This window comes from Sulfitobacter sp. G5_S2_6_S6 (genome assembly GCF_054968505.1).
Map to the genome: position 1 here is coordinate 47,482 of NZ_JBQKUI010000013.1, position 15,570 is coordinate 63,051.

At 59.4% G+C, this 15,570-nt stretch carries 15 protein-coding genes; 7 read left to right on the forward strand and 8 right to left on the reverse strand.

Features of this window, described 5'->3' with window-relative positions; translation table 11 throughout:
• The first annotated feature begins 33 nt into the window (after positions 1 to 33).
• From ACTRWK_RS16230 to ACTRWK_RS16245, 4 genes are all read left to right on the forward strand, one after another.
• The gene (locus ACTRWK_RS16230) at positions 34 to 735 is read left to right on the forward strand and encodes a haloacid dehalogenase type II (RefSeq protein WP_289081680.1); all 702 of its coding nucleotides are present in this window, start codon (positions 34 to 36) and stop codon (positions 733 to 735) included.
• A 140-nt stretch (positions 736 to 875) separates the two neighbouring features.
• Positions 876 to 1,346 (forward strand): MarR family winged helix-turn-helix transcriptional regulator, encoded by a 471-nt coding sequence (locus ACTRWK_RS16235; protein WP_289081679.1) that lies wholly within the window; start codon positions 876 to 878, stop codon positions 1,344 to 1,346.
• Positions 1,339 to 2,205: an alpha/beta hydrolase family protein gene (locus ACTRWK_RS16240; RefSeq protein ID WP_289081678.1), complete on the forward strand. Its 867-nt coding sequence runs from the start codon at positions 1,339 to 1,341 to the stop codon at positions 2,203 to 2,205. Before ACTRWK_RS16235 ends, ACTRWK_RS16240 begins: the two co-directional genes overlap by 8 nt.
• Before the next feature lie 44 nt (positions 2,206 to 2,249).
• Entirely contained in the window at positions 2,250 to 3,008 is a 759-nt protein-coding gene (locus tag ACTRWK_RS16245; RefSeq protein ID WP_289081677.1) for an enoyl-CoA hydratase, read from the forward strand.
• Positions 3,009 to 3,224: 216 nt separating this feature from the next.
• Here the strand turns inward: ACTRWK_RS16245 and ACTRWK_RS16250 are convergent, their stop codons facing one another.
• The gene (locus tag ACTRWK_RS16250) at positions 3,225 to 3,947 is read right to left on the reverse strand and encodes a DAPG hydrolase family protein (protein ID WP_289081676.1); all 723 of its coding nucleotides are present in this window, start codon (positions 3,945 to 3,947) and stop codon (positions 3,225 to 3,227) included.
• 173 nt (positions 3,948 to 4,120) lie between these two features.
• Between ACTRWK_RS16250 and ACTRWK_RS16255 the strand changes: the two genes are divergently transcribed.
• On the forward strand, positions 4,121 to 4,804 hold the full coding sequence (locus ACTRWK_RS16255) for a TetR/AcrR family transcriptional regulator (RefSeq protein WP_180829713.1): 684 nt from the start codon (positions 4,121 to 4,123) through the stop codon (positions 4,802 to 4,804).
• A gap of 141 nt (positions 4,805 to 4,945) precedes the next feature.
• Here the strand turns inward: ACTRWK_RS16255 and ACTRWK_RS16260 are convergent, their stop codons facing one another.
• Together ACTRWK_RS16260 and ACTRWK_RS16265 are read right to left on the reverse strand one after the other, a co-directional pair.
• Complete coding sequence (locus ACTRWK_RS16260) at positions 4,946 to 6,220, reverse strand: surface lipoprotein assembly modifier (protein ID WP_462844059.1); 1,275 nt, start codon at positions 6,218 to 6,220, stop codon at positions 4,946 to 4,948.
• 83 nt (positions 6,221 to 6,303) lie between these two features.
• Positions 6,304 to 7,008, reverse strand: coding sequence for a hypothetical protein (locus tag ACTRWK_RS16265; protein ID WP_462844060.1), 705 nt, complete (start codon positions 7,006 to 7,008; stop codon positions 6,304 to 6,306).
• Positions 7,009 to 7,179: 171 nt separating this feature from the next.
• Here ACTRWK_RS16265 and ACTRWK_RS16270 point away from each other — a divergent pair, with 171 nt between their 5' ends.
• Together ACTRWK_RS16270 and ACTRWK_RS16275 are read left to right on the forward strand one after the other, a co-directional pair.
• Positions 7,180 to 9,348, forward strand: coding sequence for a sensor histidine kinase (locus tag ACTRWK_RS16270; protein ID WP_462844061.1), 2,169 nt, complete (start codon positions 7,180 to 7,182; stop codon positions 9,346 to 9,348).
• A complete protein-coding gene (locus ACTRWK_RS16275; RefSeq protein ID WP_278376464.1) occupies positions 9,345 to 9,986 on the forward strand; it encodes a response regulator transcription factor in 642 nt (213 codons plus the stop codon). The genes ACTRWK_RS16270 and ACTRWK_RS16275 overlap by 4 nt, the downstream gene beginning before the upstream one ends.
• A gap of 152 nt (positions 9,987 to 10,138) precedes the next feature.
• Here the strand turns inward: ACTRWK_RS16275 and ACTRWK_RS16280 are convergent, their stop codons facing one another.
• The 5 genes from ACTRWK_RS16280 to ACTRWK_RS16300 form a co-directional block, all read right to left on the reverse strand.
• Positions 10,139 to 11,233: a C45 family autoproteolytic acyltransferase/hydolase gene (locus ACTRWK_RS16280; RefSeq protein ID WP_037941456.1), complete on the reverse strand. Its 1,095-nt coding sequence runs from the start codon at positions 11,231 to 11,233 to the stop codon at positions 10,139 to 10,141.
• Between the two features lies 1 nt (position 11,234).
• Positions 11,235 to 12,308 carry an extracellular catalytic domain type 1 short-chain-length polyhydroxyalkanoate depolymerase gene (locus tag ACTRWK_RS16285; RefSeq protein ID WP_037941454.1) on the reverse strand — a complete coding sequence of 358 codons (1,074 nt, stop codon included), beginning with the start codon at positions 12,306 to 12,308 and terminating at the stop codon, positions 11,235 to 11,237.
• Positions 12,309 to 12,338: 30 nt separating this feature from the next.
• Positions 12,339 to 12,755: a CopG family transcriptional regulator gene (locus tag ACTRWK_RS16290; RefSeq protein WP_009824184.1), complete on the reverse strand. Its 417-nt coding sequence runs from the start codon at positions 12,753 to 12,755 to the stop codon at positions 12,339 to 12,341.
• A 78-nt stretch (positions 12,756 to 12,833) separates the two neighbouring features.
• On the reverse strand, positions 12,834 to 14,255 hold the full coding sequence (locus ACTRWK_RS16295; protein WP_289081672.1) for a UdgX family uracil-DNA binding protein: 1,422 nt from the start codon (positions 14,253 to 14,255) through the stop codon (positions 12,834 to 12,836).
• Entirely contained in the window at positions 14,255 to 15,490 is a 1,236-nt protein-coding gene (locus tag ACTRWK_RS16300; RefSeq protein ID WP_289081671.1) for a putative DNA modification/repair radical SAM protein, read from the reverse strand. Before ACTRWK_RS16300 ends, ACTRWK_RS16295 begins: the two co-directional genes overlap by 1 nt.
• Positions 15,491 to 15,570 lie beyond the last annotated feature (80 nt).

Sequence of the window (15,570 nt, forward strand, 5' to 3'; positions counted from 1 at the left end):
CTGCCGAAAAGTAACACGCTCAGAAAGCCCCCCATGCCAGACCGTACAGATTTTTCGACCATTGTTTTCGACGTAAACGAAACCCTTCTGGATATCGCGACGCTAGAGCCGTTCTTTGACCGCGTGTTCGGCAATGCCGCGGTCCTGCGCGAATGGTTTCCAGAGTTGATCTTGTATTCGCAAACAGTGACCTTGTCCGGGCTCTATACGCCCTTCGGCGATCTAGCCGGTGGTGTTCTGCGGATGGTTGGCGACAATAGAAACATCGCCATTCAGGACAGCGACGTATCCGAGCTGAAGTCACTGATTGGATCGATGCCCGCCCACGCCGATGTGGCCCCGGCATTGACCAAATTGCGCGACGCGGGGTTCACGCTTGTGACCCTGACGAACTCCGCCCCATCCCCCGCGCCGACACCCCTTGAAAAAGCCGGCATCGCAGCGCTTTTTGACCACCACTTTAGCGTGGCCGAGGTTGGTCACTTCAAACCTCATCCGTCGACATATCAGATGGTTGCCGACCGTCTGGGCGTCGATGTCTCGAGCCTGTGCATGGTCGCATGTCATATCTGGGACACCATCGGCGCGCAGTCCGTGGGGTGCCGCGGTGCCTTTATCGCGCGGCCACACAACAGCATCCTGCACGTGCCCGGCGTACCGGAACCTGACTTTACCTCACATGATCTCGCCAAGCTTGCCGAGCAGATCATTCAGGCACAGAAGTTGGCCGGGTAAGCAGCAAAAAGCCCTGTTCGCCGTCGCGGCGCCGCAGGGCGCGGCCGTGTCGTAACGTCACCATTGTCTGTGACGCGGTACATATTGTCGGGTGCATTTAATTCATATACGAACAAACTAGTTCACATGCGAATTGATTTATGGCCAATACATTCAAGGTTTTCCACAAGCTCCAGATCGCACATTCAGCGCTCTTTCGCGCGGCCGACCGTCGGACGCGCAACAAGATAGGGCTTACCACGTCACAGCTTGCGGTGCTGTTGATCCTGTCGCGAAGGGACGGGCAGCCCATCAGTGACCTCTCTTCGACCCTTGCAATGGGCAAGTCGAGCTTGACCGGTCTTGTGGATCGCATGTGCGCAAAGGGTCTGGTGCGGCGGTCGCCGTCGCCGGTGGATGGCCGTGTCATACACATCTACCTTGAACAGTCGGGCCGCGCGGTGCTTGAACAGGGCGCGGGCGAAATCAGCCAGTTCAACGCGGCGCTGCTTGCGCCTTTTCCTGCTGAGGAACAGGCCATTATTGAACGGTTTCTGACGCATCTGGCAGACAATGCGGACGGCATTGTGAACGGCCCTACCCCGCCGAAGAAAGGGCCAGCCGATGACTGAAGACATTACCCAAACGACGATCCGCTTCGCCGCCACCGATGGATGGAAGCTGGAGGCGGACATCTATACCTCACCCTCGCCCAAAATTGCGGTATTGATCTCGGCCGGCACGGGGTTCCCGCGTCAGTTTTATACCGGCCTCGCGATGTATCTGGCCCGCCAAGGTGCCGTTGTCCTGACCTACGACTATCGGGGGATTGGGGGATCAAAGGGCAAGGATCTGGCCGGATCCGGGATCGACTACCCTGACTGGGGACGGCTTGACGCTCCCGCCGCCCTAAATGCGTTGGAGGAGGCGGCACCGGGCCTGCCGCTTACACATCTGTGTCACAGTGTCGGCGGGCATTTTGTCGGCCTCATGCCGAACCAGTCCAAGATCACCAGACATGCGTTTGTTTCTGTCGGGACCGGTTATTTCGGCGGCCACCATCTGCGCAATATCCCGTCGGAGCTTTATTTCTGGTGGGTGTTGGGCCCCTATTTGCTGCTGCGCTACGGCTATATCAAACCGGCGGGCGGCTGGCGGGGCGAAGCGCTGCCGCCGAAACTGTTCAAGACATGGCGCCGGTGGAGCCAGCGCCGCAGCTATTTTCAACCGGACCTCGCAACGAAACTGGCACCGCATCACTACGACGAGGTCACAGCCCCTATCCGGTCTTGGATCTTTCCCGATGACCCGATTGCGACGCCGTCAACCGCATCCGACCTTTTAAAGTGTTATCCAGCCGCGCCGCACGAGGTGATCATCCGCACACCATCGCAGGTCGGTGTAACGCGGATCGGGCACGAAGGCGCATTGCGCAAAGGCCGCGACGCTTTATGGGCCGAATTCAGCGATTGGCTCATGGGCGCCCCTTGAACCGCAACCGATTTCCACCGCCATTCAAATCAACAGGATCAAACATGACCGAAAACATCAAGCTACACACCGACCAGCGGGTCACGACCATGACCATCGCGCGACCCGAAAAGCGCAATGCCATCACGCAGGATATGTATGCCGCCATGGCCGACGCGCTGGAAGACTATGCCCAGTCCGACGCGGTACGCGCCTTCGTGATCACAGGTGCGGAAGACTACTTTACGTCCGGGAATGACTTGCAGGATTTTGCCAAGGGAACCCGCAGCGACGGTGTGCCGCCCGTTATCCGGTTTCTGACCGCAATCTCCACCTGCCCCAAACCCCTGATTGCGGCCGTAAACGGCCCGGCCATTGGTGTCGGGGTGACGATGCTACTGCATTGCGATCTTATTATCGCCGCCGACACGGCCACATTCAGCACGCCATTCGTCCAACTGGGACTGGTGCCAGAGGCCGCCTCGTCGCTTTTGCTGCCCGCCACCGTCGGCATGGCCGTGGCGAACGATATGCTGCTGGCCAATCGCGTTCTTGATGCGGCAGAGGCGCTGCGCTTTGGATTGGTGTCGCGTGTCGCTCCCTCGTCCGGTTGTGCCACCGAAGTTGCGTCGCTTGCAGCTGGTTTGGCCCAGGCGGCACCAAGCTCGGTTATCAAAACCAAGGCGCTGATCCGTCATGGCAAAGACCAGATGACCGCCCAGATGGAGCGTGAGTCAGTACTGTTCGCCGAGCAGCTGAAATCATCGGAATTCGCAGAGGTCGTCGCCGCCAAGATGCAAAAGCGTCAGCCGGTCTTCAAATAACGCGCCGCTTTGCCCTAAGGCACCCGGCGGGCAAACCTGACGGTTCAACCCGGTTTTCCGGGTCGGCCGCAGGTTCGCTTGCCGGGTTGCGTCGCGGCGCGTCAACTCGCCAGCAGATGCATCGGCCGGCTGACCTTTTCGGCATAGCGCACAGCCGCGATCTGCGCGATGACGGCAAGTCCGCTTGGTGGTCATGGCGTGAATGCAGCGTTTTTCTTACCCTTGCGCATCGGCGTAGAGCTTTGGGAGAAAGCCTGCCAGAATGGTCATCTCATCAAAACAGTGGTTTAACAAAGCAGTTGCCGACGCCTCTTTCACGGTCAGCAGACGTGCCATATAGGTGTTCCCAAGCGTTCCGATGACAGAGGGCACCGCCTCGTTTCCCTCACGCGCGGCCACTATCCCAAGCCAAAAACGGCTACGCATTTCGGCACCGCCTTCGACATTGCGAACAATGTGGCACATTTCGCCGCCATAGATGGGCTCTTCCAGCAGGCCAACGCGGGCGCATACGGCGACGTCGCCGTCAGCCAAGTTTACCTCCCCCAAAACCTCCTCAGGTTCAACAAACTGAATTCTCAGCTTATTCAAGTCTTCACCGATGTATTCATGCACCAGATGGCTCGCCCCGATGAACTGCCCATCAACCTTGTTTTCCCAATCCATCCAAAGATGCGCGTCCGGGAACCAACGTCGGTAGTGTTCGGTCGTTTCCATGTAATCGCCAAACCACCAACCAACCATTTCGGGTGAAACGCCCGGCATCGGGGTCCGTACAGAAACCTCATAAATACCGTTGGGTAGGCGTTTCACCCCGGTCTCAAATCCAGGTTCACCTTCCGCAAACCCAGCGGTGGGCTGACCGCTAAAGGGCGGGAGGCCGAATATCCCGACACCAAGCGCAAAGACAACTGCGCCCCCTACAATCCATCTCATCATGTACTGACATCCTATCGTGCTTGTGCGCCCAGCTATTCTACGTTCGTGGAATATGTCAATATTATTCTTCGATCGTAGAATAGCGTGTTGTAAGAGATCACGCTGGAAAGCTAAGCTGACCCGGGCTAAGCGAGACGGAGTTCTCGCGGCTCAAACATGGAGATGTCATTCAAATGTCCAAGCAACGTACGAGGACCGAGGTCAAAACCGCCATCGACGTTTCTGAGACAGCCGAAAGAAAACGCGGCCGTCCGCAGGCCGCACAGGGTACAGATTTGAAGCTGGCTTTGCTTCGCTCTGCGATTGATCTGTTTGCGGAGCGCGGTTTCGACGGCGTTTCACTGAGCAACGTTGCTGAAAAAGCCGGGGCCGACAAAGGCCTTTCACGGTATTACTTTGGATCAAAAGAGGCGCTTTGGATCGCAGCGATGGAACATCTTGCCGACTGTTTTGCAAGCGACCTTAACAAAGCTCTTGTCGTCAATACCGCGACCCAAACGGAAGCACTGAAAGCGCTCATTCGCGCTTTCATCACCGCATCCGCCCGCTGGCCGCAAGTGAGCCGTGTTATCGTTCATGACGGGGCAAAACACAGTGATCGCAGTGATTTTTTGCAAAGGCACCTCGTTGTGCCTTTTTTCACGGCACTGAAAGATCTGATCGCAGGTGCAAAATCAGAAGGCACCCTTCCGAACGTCTCGGACCGGACTATCTTTTTCATGATCACCCATGGTGGATCATTTCCAATGGCCCTGCCCATTCTCACTAACGCGATCGAGGGTGGGGATATTCGATCATCCGACGCATTGGAACATCATTCCGAAGCGATCATCGAACTGCTATTTTCCAAGGCATGAAGATGAAATGGGGCTGTCGCAGTTCCCACCCTATCGTTGGTGCGTGCGCAGGGGGCAACCGGCGTCGGCACGCGCTGCGTAGTAACGACCAAGCACGACCGAAACCTATGCAAGCAGCCAGCGACTTAGGGCCGAATTTCTTCAAAACGATCGTGTCAGGCCGATGCTGGCAGTGGCGTTGCGAAACCTGTTGATCGAGATGGTGGAGCGTTGCTCTTCAAACCCGAGCCTCAGAACCTGGGTAAATCCCTTGTAGCTCCAGTTCTGGTTGGACAGGTTCAGCATGACGCTTGATTTCTTATCGACGCGGGCAACGCCGAAGATGGGATGCACGCCGTCAAATTCGTTCCGGTCAAACGACAGATCCAGCCCGACCCGAAGACCGCCGGCAAAGGAATAATCGCCGCCGATGGTGACGCCCGCCGCATGGCCCGCGACGGGGCTGTAAGAGCTGGTACGGCTTTCCGCGCGCAAGCCTACGCGAAACACAAGCTGCGAGGATGCCGCGTAGGCGAATTGCGCAGCGCCTGCTGTTCGGTCCACGCCGACACCGCTGCCATCATAGGTGATGCGTTCGCGCTGAAGCACCGCCGTGGCGCGGGCGCGGGTGCCGAGGTTGCGCGTATAGGACAGGCCAAGGCCGTAGGTATGCGCATAGGCCGCGTCATCAATCCAGCGCTGCGATCCATAGATCTCGGCCGAGACAAGACGCCCCTCATCGGCGAAATGCAGCAGGGATGCACTGGTCCGAAGGGTCACTTCATCGGGCGCACGCCCGTCGAAAAGCCGGGCATCCAGATCCAGCGCGAACCTAGCGCGTAAGGCGTCCGTAAGGCGCGGCACGGTCGCGACGCCCGTGCCAATCTCGAACGCCGTGGCGGATTGGGCGCGGGAATTCGGGTCCAGCCGCAGCACAAAGCCGCTGAGGTTCACCGTCTCTGCAGAGGTCCGGCGGGCGGCATTGCTTTCGGGCACAATGGCAAAACGGAAATAGCCCTGCCATTTTTTCGGTTTGGCCAAACGGTCAAGCTCCGCCTGCACTTTTGCCTGGACAGAGGGCGACAAACCCGCACCTTTGGCCAGTTCAAGGTGATATCGCGCCCGTTCGATCTGGTCGCTTTTCACCAATGCGTTCGCCAGTTCAAGCCGGAACGTGGGATCGTCTGGCCGCAAGATCACAAGCCGCGCCAGCGGGGCAACGGCTTGGTGTGATTTTCCCGAACGGTTGTAGGCGACCCCTAGAATCCACATCCGGCGCAGGGTCTCTGTCTCGGTCTTGGGTGAATACCCCTCAAGCAATGGAATAACCTCTGCGGCTTTTCCCTTGAGGATGCTTTGTTCTGCATCATCAAGGGAAAAGGCCGCTAATGGCGAGGCCAGTAAGATTAAAAATAGATTGTATAAAATTCGCCGCATCAAAGACCTCGGCTGCCGCGGGGAAAGCGGGTTTTTGCGGCCGGTAATTGACCGCATCCAAGAGACCCGCTTATCCGTCGCTTCTATTTCTTGTTGGCGTAGAATGTACCACCGACGCCCGCGTCGAAAATCTGCGGCGAGGGATTGTTCACATCGTTGATACCGCCAGATACCGGTCCAAGCATCGATTCCGCACCCGGCCCCATGAAGTTGCCGCCGAACTGCAAGGTGGCGTCCCCTTCATTCTCGCCATTGCTCAGCCGACCGGACATATGGAACAGCATCGCACCGGTGTTTTGCTCGGGGACATTGACGCCCGCGACGACCTGCGCCGGAATGGTGGTGCGGCTGAGCGAGGCTGGCAAGCCTTGATCGACCGTCAGCGTCCCGTCCAGTTTGACGGAGTTCGAGGTGCCCGCCTCTGTCGCGACGATGTTGGAGGCCGTTCCGGTGAACGGATTGGTGGTCTGCCCGTCGGTCCAATCCACATCGACTGCCAGATCGCCAATGATTTCCGCGCTATTCGCATCGATATCGGTGCCGAAAATCTGGGCCGATCCGCTGTTCACGCCGACCTTCATCTGACCTTCGTAGCTGGCTTTCAGCGACGTGGGCATATCCGAAGTGGGGGCCTTTTGACTGACAGCGTTAAAGGCTGTTTCAAAATCCTGCCCGCCGCCTGCGACGCCGCCCACAAGCCCGCCGGTGGAGCTGCTTCCATTGCAACCAGACAAGACCGTTGCCGCCCCAAGGCTTGCAATAACAATACTAAGACGTGCGTGTTTCATGAAATTCCCCTTGCTTGATTTAAAAAATTCTTCTTCACTTTTTAGATACCTACTTCATGAAATCGTCTCCCCCCTGTTCAGGGGGTGTCTTCGGGCAAGAGTATTTTGAGAAGATGAGCCGTATAGAATGATTAAATTTGCAATTATAAATTCCGCTGTGTGGTCCATAAGATGACACGTCCACATGTCGCCCCCGGAGCCGCTTTCGCGCTTTGCGTCGTGCTCTATCTGGCCGCCGCCGCTGCCCTGACGTGGGTGGCGACGGCCCAGCCATGGCTCGGGCTCAGGCTTGGCGTGGTGGGGCAAAGCGTTGTCGTCACTGACATCGCGCAGGGCAGCGCCATGGATCGCGATATGATCGGCAAGCCGCTTCTTGACCTTTCAGCGGATAACCAGCCCGCAATCCCGGTGACACCCCTAGACCTGATAGAAGAGCCCGACGGGATCGGTGATCAAGAGACCCTGCGTCGCTTCTTTGACCGTCAGGATCGCTTGCATGACGCGTTGCTAAGCGGCGCAGTCACCCTAACCTTCGACCAAGCCGACGGCCCTGAAAGCGTCGCGGTAAGGGTCCAGGGAAGCCGTCCGGTTTCGGATCTGCCGATGAAATTCTGGACGCAAATTTTTGTCGCGTTCGTGGGCATGTTTATCGGGACTTGGGTCGTCTGCCTACGCCCTCATGAACACGCCGGATGGTGGTTTTTGCTTTCCGGGATCGGGTTGGCTTTGGCATCGTCGAGCGCCGCGATCTACAGCTCTCGCGAGCTCGCGCTTAGTCTGACGGCCTATTCGGTGGCCTGCCGGGTAAATCCCGGTGGATCGCTGCTGTTCGGGATTGGTATGGTGACATTGTTCCTCTCGTACCCGCGGCGCATTGTCCCGAAACCCGTGCTCTGGCTACCGACACTTCTGATCGGCGCCTGTATCCTCTTGGTGCTTGGCCCCGGCTGGCCGGACAACCTGAACAATGCCCCGGATTTCATCGCGATCATCATGGTGGCCCTGTTGCTGGTCATTGCCGCACAAGTCGCCGCCAATCGCCGCGACCCGGCTGCGCGGGCGATGCTGGGCTGGCTTGGCGTGTCGGTTGCAGTTGGTGCGGGTGGCTTTGTGCTAACGTCCATCCTGCCGACGCTTATTGGGTTGGCCCCGGTGATCGAACAAAGCACTGCGTTTTTGTTTTTCCTGATCATCTACGCCGGTATTGCCTTGGCGGTGACGCGCTACCGGCTGTTCGATCTGGCGAATTGGTCCTACGGCATCTTGTTTTATGGCCTTGGGGTGGCTTTGCTTCTGGGGCTTGATGCCGCGCTCATCTACGGGCTTTCGCTGGGGCGCGCCCCTGCTTTTGGCATCGCCCTCGCGGCGATCTGCACGGTTTACCTGCCCTTGCGCGACAAGGTCTGGGTGCTGCTCAAACGCAACCGCGAGATCCCGGCGGAAGAGCTCTATCGCAGAGTGACCCAGATCGCCCATGCGAGAGACCCCGAAGACAAGCAGAGGCTGCTGCGTAAATTCTGGTCCGATATTTTCAATCCGCTGCGCATCAAGGATCAACCGGCGTCTACCACGATCACTGAACTGCAAGACGATGGCCGTATCCTGACGCTCGCGTCTATCGGCAATCTGCCTGCACTGTCGCTTGAGCTGGCCGGGCAGGGATCGCGTCTTTTCTCGTCGCGCGATCTGGCGCGTGCCGATGCGATCCTGTCGTTGCTTGATGCCAGCCTGTCCCAGCACGAGACCTATCTTCAGGCCGTCAGCGCAGAGCGGCTGCGCATCAATCGCGACATGCATGACAACATAGGGGTGCTGCTGCTCAGCGCCCTGCACACCGGCCCTCGGGAACGCAAAGACCTTCTTATCCGCCAGACCCTCGCCGATCTACGAGAGTTGATTTCAAACCCGGATCAGACTGATTGGGATCTCCGCGATCTGCTCGCCGATTTGCGTGCCGAGATTATCACCCATTTCGAGGCCGCCCATATCACCGTCACCTGGCAGGCCGACGAGATCACCAAAGGCCGGATATCCCATCGGTTGGCGCATGCGCTGCGCGCCTTCCTGCGCGAGGGGACCAGCAATATCCTACGCCACTCTGGCGCGACAGAGGCGCAGGTCCGGATTGCCCTGCAAAGCGATGGGGTGCAGCTTACGCTCAGCGATAACGGCTCGGGCTTTGACAGCAGCGTCGCGTCGCTTGGCAATGGTTTCAGAAACCTGAGAAACCGCTTCACCCAGTTGCAAGGTGCCTTCAGCTACAGCACCGGTGCCAAGGGCACCACCTTGACCGCGTTTCTACCTCTTTTCAGCACTCAGAAAGAGGCCGCAGCAGAATGAAGCGTATCCTGATTGTCGAAGATATCGTCGAAACCCTGCGTTGGCTGGTCGAGATCGTACAATCAGCATATCCGGCGGCGACGATCTGCACGGCCAACTCGGTACGGACGGCGCTGTCAAAACTGGATGGCCAGATAGATCTCGCCCTGATTGATCTGGGCCTGCCTGATGGGTCGGGTCTCGAAATCCTGCGCGGCCTGAACAAGGCCAGCCCCTCTGCAATCAAGGTCGTAACCACGGTCATGGGCGACGACGCGAGCATTGTTTCCTCACTCTCCGCCGGGGCGGACGGGTATCTGCTGAAAGAGACAGAGGCGGCAGTGCTCTCTCGCCAGCTCACACAGCTTTCGATGGGGTTACCAGCGATATCACCCTCTGTCGCCCGCCGCATCATGGAACACTTCCGCCTCACCGGGCCAGTCGCCAGCCTGGACGGGCGCCTGACGGAGAGGGAGACCGAAGTGCTCACGCTCATCTCCAAAGGTCTGCGCAACGCCGAGGTCGCCTCCGCATTGAACATCGCGGAAACGACGGTCGCGGGATATATCAAGATCGTCTATCGCAAGCTCGGCATCTCCTCACGGGCGGAAGCTGCATGGCACGCGAACCGCTTGGGGCTTGGACTGAAACCGGAATAGCGCCTTTGTCGGGCAATTCGATTTCAACGACGGCGCGGCTGCCGTTGGCGCGTTGTAGGATCTGTCACACATGAGATACTAAGGCTTTTAACTTCAGCTCCCGATAAGGGTGCCACAAAACGCACCCTTACCCATCACACTGTTCAGTCGCCCTACGCCACATCAACCCCGGCGGGAACAAACCTACGCCAATCAACCCCGCGGCCCGCTGCGTAGTCCAGACCGATTTGCACCCAATCGATGGCACCCCCTGCGGCCACCGATGACGGGGTGCTGCCATAGGTGACCTGCCGCGTGCCTTCCTCGAACGTGTCGATGGATTGGAGCCAGACCTCATCGTCCCAATGCAGCGTCATCTTCCGGCGTTTGGGTGCGTATTCGGCGGTGAAAAGCGTGCCAAACCCTTCGGCGTAGCGGTCTTGCTTGAGCGGCGCTTGGGTGAACTGACCTGCCAGCGCTGACGGCGTGACCCCTTCGGATAAGACACTCACAAGGTGTTTTGACCGTTCAAACGTGCGGGTAAAACTGCCTCTGTCGGGCGTGCTGCCGTCGGTCTGGTGGTTTGTGGCGACCAGCCGCGGCTGCACCTTTGCCCCGCCTCCGGCGTACATCTCGACGCTCGCACCCGCGCCCGAGGCATCGGCGACCACCACATTATACGGCATATGCGACGGCACGCGTTGCAGCACGCGCAGCGCTTGGGGCACGGTTTCGCAGGTTTCCAGAACGTAGCGCAGGATTGTGGTGATACCGAACCCGCGCCCTGTTTCCTGCCGTCCGCCATAAGCCAGCGCGATGCTGAGCCCCGCATCATTGATGCCATCGGACAGACCCCAAAGGAATTCGACCATACCCATCACGCGCCGCCCGGTCCAAGCGCTGTGCAGCAGTAGGCCTTCGTTCAAGTCAGGTGACAAATCGTAGTTGCGCACCAGGCGGATGTCGTCGTCCGACGTGGCCACGGCGAGGGAGCAGCCGCCCAGATAGCTTGGCGGGCACCACGTGGACAGGAAGCGTGCTGCACGGTCCGACCCGCCCGCGAGCGCTGTGAGCTTGGAGTGCACAGGCACTAACTCGGGCATATATTGCTTTAGGGCCGCCTCGCAGGCTGCACGGTCAGGGCCGTTATCGCCGCCGCGTGCGGTGAACCATGCCTCGTAGGCGGGCCATGAACGGGCCCATCGGGCTGTCCATTTCGGGCCCGGCGTGGCTTCGCTGATGGCGTCAAAGGTAAGGGAGTGTGTCATATCATGCGCCTTTCCTAGGCAAATCGAGGAAGAACCGCAGCATTTCGCGGCTGGCATCTGGTCCTGTGGGGTCCGTGTATGACCCCGCGCTGTTGCCGCCCGACCACGCGTGACCGAGGCCCGAGATGGTCCATTGTTCCATCACGACATGGCCTTTCGGTGCCATCACGCTGCGGCGGGAAAAACGGCGCCCGCCCGTGTTGCCGTCATCCAGAACCTCGGGGCTTTTTGGAGCGTGTTTGGCGATCGCATCCGCATTCGCGGCACTCACAGTGGTATCCGCATCGCCCTGAAAAATGATCGTCGGGATGAAATCCCCTGTGTCAGAGCCTGTTGCCCCCTGCCCCATGGCCGCAAAAGCCGATGGCACATCATGGGCCGCACGGTAGGGCAAACCGGAATGGGCACCCACCGCATCAAAGACATCCCTATAGGTTTGTCCCAGCACCACAGCCATCGCCGCGCCGGCCGACAGCCCCGCAACAAAGCTGCGCCCTTTGGGAATGGCATGGTCGCGCTGCAGCTTTTGCATCAGCCCCGCAAGGATCGCCGGTTCACCCGCGCCGCGCATCTGGTCGGCGGGATCAAACCATTTCCAGCAGTTCTGCATATTCGCCATGCGCGATTGCGCCGGATAGACCACGATCAGCCCATGCGCCTCTGCCAGTTGGTTCATGCCCGTGCCGTTGGCAAAATCCACAGGGGATTGTTTGCACCCGTGTAGCATCATCACCAAACCTGTCGGCGCAGAGCCTTTGAGGTTGGGAATATAAAGCCGATAGTCACGGCTGCCTGCGCTGCAGGAAAAGCTGCCGCTGCCGAATGTAGCACCCTCGGGCAGGTCCGGCTCGGTGCTGTCACCGCCGTTCAGGGTTGATTGCGCCAGCCCCGAAAGCGTCTCGCGCAGGCCGCGGCCGATCTTGGATTTTCCAAAGGGGCTTTTGCCACCTTTCGCCATGCTCCCCAGCCCTCCGGCGCCAAGCGCGTTCTGGATGGCTTCGGTCGCCGCTTTGGGGTTACCAGCGCGCACAAGTTTTCCGGCACGGCGCAGGGCCGCGTTAAATTCATCTGTCATGTCGCATTCCTTTTAAGGATGATGCCGGAGCTAACTGATCCGGTCGCCGAGTGCTTTCTTGACTTCGGTGCTGGCTTGAAGCGCCCCCAGCACGTTGATGGAGCCGATGGTCGCAAGGGCCAGCTCTGGCGTCACATCGCGCGCGATACGGGCCAGACCCACCACCTTGATGTGCAGCACTTCATTTGCCGCCTGCACCGCCTCGAGGTCCGCGACAGAGTAATCACGCAGACCCATCTCCATTGTGTGGCGGTCGATAGACCGTGTCACCGTTTCCGACTGGTGATCCAACTGCTTGCGGATCGCCGTGCGGATGAAATCGCTGCGGTTGGAATAGAACCCCTCCTGCACCAGCAGGTCGATCCGCCCTAGATCGACAAAGCCGAGGTTGATCGTGATCTTTTCGTTCTCGGGTTGCTTTTCCCGTAGCTGCCTGACGTTGCTCATCTCTATTCTCCATCCATGTGGATGGTATATGGCATCCCATATCCATATTGCAACTACCCCCTACGAGATTACGCCTTTTCAGGTCAACATTCGTACGGCGGCGGCCAAATCGTCTTGAAATTGGGCAGTTGCGTCGGCTTTGGCCTGAGGGTCGGGGAGGCGCAAAAGATACGAGGGGTGCAGCGTCAGCAGAACCGGCGTGCCTGAAGGCGATTGTTCGACCGTGCCACGGCGGGCGGTGATGGCATCGCGCCGTCCGGTCAGCCCCTCGGCGGCCGTCGCTCCCATGCCCAAAATCAGCTTGGGTCTGACCTGTGCGATCTCAGCATCCAGCCACCAGCGGCAATGCTGGATTTCGGACGCATTGGGCCGTTGGTGCAGACGGCGCTTGCCTCGCGGGGTGAATTTGAAGTGTTTCACCGCATTGGTCACAAACGCCTTGTCCCGCTGCAGCCCCGCCCGCCCTGCGATCTGATCAAAGAGCTGCCCCGCAGGCCCGACAAAGGGCCGCCCGCTTAAATCCTCCTGATCGCCGGGCTGTTCGCCCACGATCATCAGATCGGCATCCATCGGCCCCTCGCCCGGTACGGCCTGTGTCGCATTGCAATGCAAGGGGCAGCGGGTGCAGGCGGCAATATCCTTGGCCAGCGCGTCTTTCGGGCCCTCCCATGCGGATTGATGCGCGGCGAGCTGCGCTTGTACCTGCGCCAATCGCTGCGGCGGAAAGGACGGTGCTGCCTCGGCCATCGCGTGGGCACGGGCGGGGGCGTCGGCGATCATTTGGGGGATATGCGCCGCCTCGGGCATGTTCTTCCAGTATTTCTTGGGCATCTCGGACTGCATGGCTTTGACCATCAGCCGCGCGGGGTTAAAGATGTTCTGGAAATAGGTGATCCACAGCTGTTCGCTCGCGTCTTCGGGCAGCGCGGGCTTTTCCCGCCCCTCGTGGAAAGTCAGTTTCCCCCCCTCGAAAATCGCGCAGACATCCGGCGTGAGAATGCGCCAATCCATATCGCTGAACCGACGCAGAAAGAAATCGGCAGTGGGTTCTACCGTGTGATACGTCGGCTCGAACCACGCGGCAAAGGACCGGCGAGGGGCATCGGGCGCGCCAATCTCTCGGAAACGGACGAAGGCTTTCATCTTGTGCTGGCAGCGATGCACGTTCTTCTCCATCCGCCGCAGACGCGACAGGTCAGCATCACCGCGATCCGTCATCAACTGCGGCGCGTCCTTCAACCGCCACAAAAACGCGTAAAGCCGCGCAAACCGTTCGGGATCACTGTGCCAGACGACACTGCGCGCCATGCTGATGAAGCTCCACGGCACGGTCACCTGCCCGCCCGTTTGCACGGGGGAGGCACCACCAAAAAGATCGGGCGCCGTGCTGGTATCGCCCCACAGGATCGCCTCGGGCGGGACGCCGGCGGCCAGAAACTGCCGCGCCGCATCGCGCCACGCCTGTGCCGTGCCGATCTTGGGCATGACCGCGCGGTGCATCAGAACAGGGTCAACTGTTCGGGCGGCGGCGCAAACTGCGCGCGCAGGTCGATGCTGTCGGTCAGCCCGCCGGGGGACCAGCCCCCCGCAGTGACAAAGCAGCGGGCGTTTTTCATAGATGCACCCATGCGGATCAGATCCTCGTAGCGCAGGGTTCGGTGGCGGCGGGTGGACAGGATGCGGTTCACCGTCTTCACCCCGAACCCCGGCACCCGCAACAGCATCTCGCGGGTGGCGCGGTTCACATCCAGCGGGAACACCGCGCGGTGCAGCAGCGCCCATGCGAGTTTCGGGTCGACCTCAAGATCAAGGTTCCCGTCCGCGGTGACGGATGTAATCTCGTCCAGTTGAAAGTCATAGAACCGCAGCAGCCAGTCCGCCTGATAAAGCCTGTGTTCGCGTTGCAACGGCGGCCGGATCAGCGGTAGCTTGGCCGAGCTGTCAGGGATCGGCGAGAAGGCAGAATAATACACGCGTTTCAGCTTGTAGCTGGAATAGAGCCGCGTGGACTGACCCAGAATGGCCGCATCATTCGACCCATCCGCCCCGATGATCATCTGCGTCGACTGCCCTGCAGGCGCAAAGCGTGGTGGGCGCTTGCCGGTGTGGGATTTGTCTTTCGACACCTCTTTACGCAGCCGGAAATCGGCCATCGCTTTGCGGATCTGATCGGGCTTCTTTTCGGGCGCATATTGCTGAACGGCGGCATCGGTGGGCAGCTCGACGTTGATCGACAGCCGGTCTGCCAGCAGCCCTGCTTCGGCAATCAACTCTGGCGCGGCGTCGGGGATGGTTTTCAGGTGAATATAGCCGCGAAAATTCTCTTCGTGGCGTAGCTTGCGCGCGATCTGTACCATGTCCGACATGGTCGCATCCGGCGACTTGATCACGCCCGAGGACAGGAACAGCCCTTCGATATAATTGCGGCGATAGAATTCGATGGTCAGCTTCACCACTTCATCGACACTGAACCGCGCCCTAGTGACGTTGGACGAGGCACGGTTGATGCAATAGCTGCAATCATAGATGCAGAAATTCGTCATCAGGATTTTTAGAAGCGAAATACAGCGCCCGTCCGGCGCATAGGCATGACAGATGCCCGACCCCTCGTTCGACCCCACGCCCTTGCCATCGCGCGAGTCGCGTTTCGTCGACCCCGAAGAGGCGCAAGACGCGTCATATTTCGCCGCGTCGCTCAGGATTGCCAGTTTTTGCTCTACAGATTGCTTAGCCATATGTTCACTATATGTTCACATATGGCCGATGTCACGGGGGCAAAGCAGCCCTGCCCTGCGCCGCAGTGTCGCGGCGCGCG

Excerpts from the sequence above, each read along its gene's own strand:
- ACTRWK_RS16290 (WP_009824184.1), bottom strand. The coding sequence starts at position 12,755 with ATGAGCAACGTCAGGCAGCTACGGGAAAAGCAACCCGAGAACGAAAAG.
- ACTRWK_RS16285 (WP_037941454.1), bottom strand. The coding sequence starts at position 12,308 with ATGACAGATGAATTTAACGCGGCCCTGCGCCGTGCCGGAAAACTTGTG.
- ACTRWK_RS16260 (WP_462844059.1), bottom strand. The coding sequence starts at position 6,220 with ATGCGGCGAATTTTATACAATCTATTTTTAATCTTACTGGCCTCGCCA.
- ACTRWK_RS16235 (WP_289081679.1), top strand. The coding sequence starts at position 876 with ATGGCCAATACATTCAAGGTTTTCCACAAGCTCCAGATCGCACATTCA.
- ACTRWK_RS16280 (WP_037941456.1), bottom strand. The coding sequence starts at position 11,233 with ATGACACACTCCCTTACCTTTGACGCCATCAGCGAAGCCACGCCGGGC.
- ACTRWK_RS16250 (WP_289081676.1), bottom strand. The coding sequence starts at position 3,947 with ATGATGAGATGGATTGTAGGGGGCGCAGTTGTCTTTGCGCTTGGTGTC.
- ACTRWK_RS16265 (WP_462844060.1), bottom strand. The coding sequence starts at position 7,008 with ATGAAACACGCACGTCTTAGTATTGTTATTGCAAGCCTTGGGGCGGCA.
- ACTRWK_RS16255 (WP_180829713.1), top strand. The coding sequence starts at position 4,121 with ATGTCCAAGCAACGTACGAGGACCGAGGTCAAAACCGCCATCGACGTT.
- ACTRWK_RS16270 (WP_462844061.1), top strand. The coding sequence starts at position 7,180 with ATGACACGTCCACATGTCGCCCCCGGAGCCGCTTTCGCGCTTTGCGTC.
- ACTRWK_RS16245 (WP_289081677.1), top strand. The coding sequence starts at position 2,250 with ATGACCGAAAACATCAAGCTACACACCGACCAGCGGGTCACGACCATG.
- ACTRWK_RS16300 (WP_289081671.1), bottom strand. The coding sequence starts at position 15,490 with ATGGCTAAGCAATCTGTAGAGCAAAAACTGGCAATCCTGAGCGACGCG.
- ACTRWK_RS16230 (WP_289081680.1), top strand. The coding sequence starts at position 34 with ATGCCAGACCGTACAGATTTTTCGACCATTGTTTTCGACGTAAACGAA.
- ACTRWK_RS16275 (WP_278376464.1), top strand. The coding sequence starts at position 9,345 with ATGAAGCGTATCCTGATTGTCGAAGATATCGTCGAAACCCTGCGTTGG.
- ACTRWK_RS16240 (WP_289081678.1), top strand. The coding sequence starts at position 1,339 with ATGACTGAAGACATTACCCAAACGACGATCCGCTTCGCCGCCACCGAT.
- ACTRWK_RS16295 (WP_289081672.1), bottom strand. The coding sequence starts at position 14,255 with ATGCACCGCGCGGTCATGCCCAAGATCGGCACGGCACAGGCGTGGCGC.